The sequence below is a fragment of the Butyricicoccus sp. genome (assembly GCF_050872565.1).
GTDB lineage: Bacteria > Bacillota > Clostridia > Oscillospirales > Butyricicoccaceae > Butyricicoccus_A.
This window is the reverse complement of sequence record NZ_JBNMHC010000247.1, coordinates 1-3434: the sequence shown is the minus strand read 5'-3', so window position 1 is coordinate 3434 and position 3434 is coordinate 1. Positions and strand designations below refer to the sequence as shown.

Below are 3434 nucleotides of genomic sequence, written 5' to 3'. Positions count from 1 at the left end.
GGTTGGCGTACAGACGACGGTTGTCTCTCTGTCTCTGGTCCTCTTGCAGTCGCAGATCAATACCATGGGTGTCACGAGCATGGCAGCCTACACTTCCTACGGCAAGCTCGAAGGCTTGGTCTATTTCCCGATGTGGGCAGTTGGTCAGGCCGTCACGACATTTGTCGGACAAAACCTCGGCTGCGGGCAGGTCAGACGTGCCGAAAAAGGCACCAAAGTCGGTCTGATTACCGGCATTATCATTACTCTGTGCATTACGCTGTCTCTCACAGCAGCATCGCACATCGTCATGCATCTGTTCTCCAGTGATGCAGAGGTCATTGAGCTGAGCAGTAAGATTGTTGTCCGTCTGTTCCCGCTGTACTTTATTTATGTCTTTGTGGAAATTTTCGCCGGTGCCATCCGCGGTGCGGGCAAGGCCGCTTCTGTGATGTGCATCACGTTGATTAACATGTTTGCCATCCGTCTGCTGTTTCTGTACATCGCTATGCAGCTGTTTCACACAGTATATGATGTTGCACTCATCTTCCCTGCAACATGGGTCACCACAGCTCTCTGTGTTTCCATCTATTATTTCTCCGGAAAATGGAAACGCGGCTGGACAGAACATGCCCCTGCTGACTCGGCAGTTGCATAAAAATAGCGTTAATAAAGAAATCGAGCGGTTCTCCCGCCAGCACATGCTGATGAGAGAGCCGCTTGTTTATCACCTATCTTACTTGTTAAAAACCGTATCGCCGCTCTTAAAGCCAAATGCCGGATGGAGATCAAACTTCACCGCTCCGACAGCAACGTCCGGACCAACAACCTTCTGAATGCGTGCAATGCCTTCATTGCCAAAGCCTGCGCACAGCTCAATGGCAGTACAACCCTTTTCTTCTACCAAGCTTTTTGCAACAACTTCTGCTTGGCTGTATGTAGAGCAGCCATAGACGTACAGATCAATGGATTCGCCCGGAATCACTGCGTTCTGCTGCTGCGGATCGCAGTTCGGTGCGACATAAATAAATCCTGCATTGAATTTCATTGTGTTTGCCTCCTATAGCATTTGATACTTTGATTATACGAGAAATACTTTGGCATTGCAACAACTAGAACAGAAATATCCTCTCATCCCTTCTGATTCTTGGTTATTTGTACTTATTTTGTGTTATAACTCTGTGTTTTTCCACTTTTGCCCGTTTTATGTGTCGTATTTTGTTTGACCACTCTCACAAATCGTGTTATAATTCTTAACGCTTATATGCGTTCCAATTCATTTTTATTCGTGAGGGGAGGCACATTGTGTCAATCATTGTTTCAATCAACTCATTTGTCAACGGCATTGTCTGGGGACCGTACATGCTGGCACTTCTGGTCGGCACCGGCATTTTCCTGACAATCCGCTCCGGTTTCATGCAGTTCCGTCACTTCGGAACCATCTTTAAGAACACGGTAGGTATTCTGCACACGCCGGAAGCGCACAAAAAGAACGAATTTGGTGTATCGCCGTTTCAGGCTGTTATGACAGCTCTGGCGTCCACCGTCGGCACCGGCAATATCACAGGTGTTGCCACGGCTATCGCACTGGGCGGTCCGGGCGCCGTATTCTGGATGTGGGTCAGCGCCATCTTTGGTATGATGACCAAGTTCTCTGAGGTCGTTCTTTCTGTGCATTTCCGCGAAAAGAATCAGCGCGGCGAAAACGTCGGCGGCCCGATGTACTATCTGGAAAAAGGTCTGAACCTCAAGTGGCTGGCTGTTCTGTTCGCGATCTTCGCTGCTTTTGCTTCGTTCGGCATCGGCAACATGACACAGTCCAACGCGATTTCCACCGCTCTGAATTCCACCTTAAACATCAACCCATATCTGACCGGTGCTGTCATCGTTGTCATCGCAGCAGTTGTTCTGCTGGGCGGCATCCAGAGCATCGCAAAGGTTACCTCTACGCTGGTACCGATTATGGGCTGTGCATATGCCCTGTTCGCCATCTTGGCTCTGATCGCCAATGCACCGGAAATCCCGCACGCATTCGCTACGATCTTTGAAGGCGCATTTCATCCGCAGTCCATCGGAGGAGGTGTAGCTGGTTACACGGTTATGATGGCCGTTCGCTTCGGCGTTGCCCGCGGCGTATTCTCTAACGAGGCTGGTCTCGGCAGTGCGCCGATTGCACATGCTGCCGCTGTCACCGACAGCCCAGTCAAGCAGGGCTTCTGGGGCTCCTTCGAGGTATTCTTCGACACCTTGGTTATCTGCACACTGACCTCTCTGGTTATTGTGTCCTCCGGTCTGTATAACAACGGTATGCAGGGCGCAGACCTGACCATTGCTGCTTTCGGCAAGGCAATCGGCCCGCTCGGTACCTTTGGCGTTACGCTGGCAACCGTTCTGTTTGCGATTTCCACCATTCTCGGCTGGTCGTACTATGGCGAGAAGTCCATTGAGTACTTATTCAAGGGCAAGAGCTATACCGAAAAGCTGACCAAGGGCTATCGCGCTGTTTTCGTTATTCTGGCATTTGTCGGTGCTGTCAGCAGCCTGACTCTGGTATGGAGCATTGCTGATACCCTGAACGGTCTGATGGCCATTCCGAACTTGATCGGCTTGCTCGGTTTGAACGGCGTAGTCATCAAGCTGGTCAGAGAATATTTCAAAGAAAAATAATCCATAAAACACTTATAAGCACATACAGAGAATCCCATGGAAACATCGGATTCTCTGTTTTTCTTTTGTAAAGAAATATTCTTTATGCCGTGCGTTCTGGTTCTGACCGGTGTATTGGCAGCAAGCAGTTCTCTTTCTGCTTTTGCCGCCGCAGCACCGGACGGATACACCAATGCTTCTCCCAAACACCAGCTGCAGCCAACGGTGCCTATGCCGCATGGCAGGAGCGCTGGGAGACCATGAAAAACGATTGGACGCAGGTATCTCTTTCTCCTGGCTCCGATGACACCCAAATGAATTTTGCTTGGTATTCCAAGACACCAACTGCTTCTTTCCGCGTAGCTGCAGATGCAGCGATGACCCAGAACGTGCAGGAACAGACCATTACCGGTCAGACCGCTGTCGTGGACAGCGAGGGAACGCAGTATTATTCCTGCAAGGCAATCGCATCCAACCTCAAGCCGGGCACCTATTATTATCAGATCGGTAATCAGGAAACGACAAAATTTGAGGTACAGGACAGCAGCGATGGATTTTCCTTCATTTATGTCGGCGACCATGATGCTGACAACGCCAATTACACCTATCGCACAGACAACGGTGAGGCCATTGACGATTCCTTCACCATCAAAAAGACGGAAGAAAGCACCCTGCCGTTTACCGATGTCAACAAGAGCGATTGGTTCTACGACGCAGTAGAATATACCTATCAGAACAAGCTGTTTGCTGGTATCAACGCGACAACATTTGCTCCAAACATGCCGATGTCCCGCGCGATGCTCGTTCAG

The 3434-nt window shown here is 49.9% G+C and carries 4 protein-coding genes; 3 read left to right on the top strand and 1 reads right to left on the bottom strand.

Features of this window, described 5'->3' with window-relative positions; genetic code table 11:
- Positions 1 to 637 (top strand): MATE family efflux transporter (locus tag ACR0P9_RS09490; RefSeq protein WP_432619548.1); only part of this gene is annotated, 637 nt, incomplete at its 5' end.
- 78 nt (positions 638 to 715) lie between these two features.
- On the opposite strand, the gene ACR0P9_RS09485 is transcribed toward ACR0P9_RS09490, so the two are convergent.
- Positions 716 to 1027, bottom strand: a complete 312-nt coding sequence (locus tag ACR0P9_RS09485) for a DUF6506 family protein (RefSeq protein ID WP_432619546.1) — start codon at positions 1025 to 1027, stop codon at positions 716 to 718.
- 254 nt (positions 1028 to 1281) lie between these two features.
- Between ACR0P9_RS09485 and ACR0P9_RS09480 the strand changes: the two genes are divergently transcribed.
- Both ACR0P9_RS09480 and ACR0P9_RS09475 read left to right on the top strand, forming a co-directional pair.
- Positions 1282 to 2646, top strand: coding sequence for an alanine/glycine:cation symporter family protein (locus ACR0P9_RS09480; protein ID WP_432619550.1), 1365 nt, complete (start codon positions 1282 to 1284; stop codon positions 2644 to 2646).
- A gap of 239 nt (positions 2647 to 2885) precedes the next feature.
- The coding region (locus ACR0P9_RS09475) for an S-layer homology domain-containing protein (RefSeq protein WP_432619544.1) at positions 2886 to 3434 on the top strand (549 nt) is incomplete at its 3' end.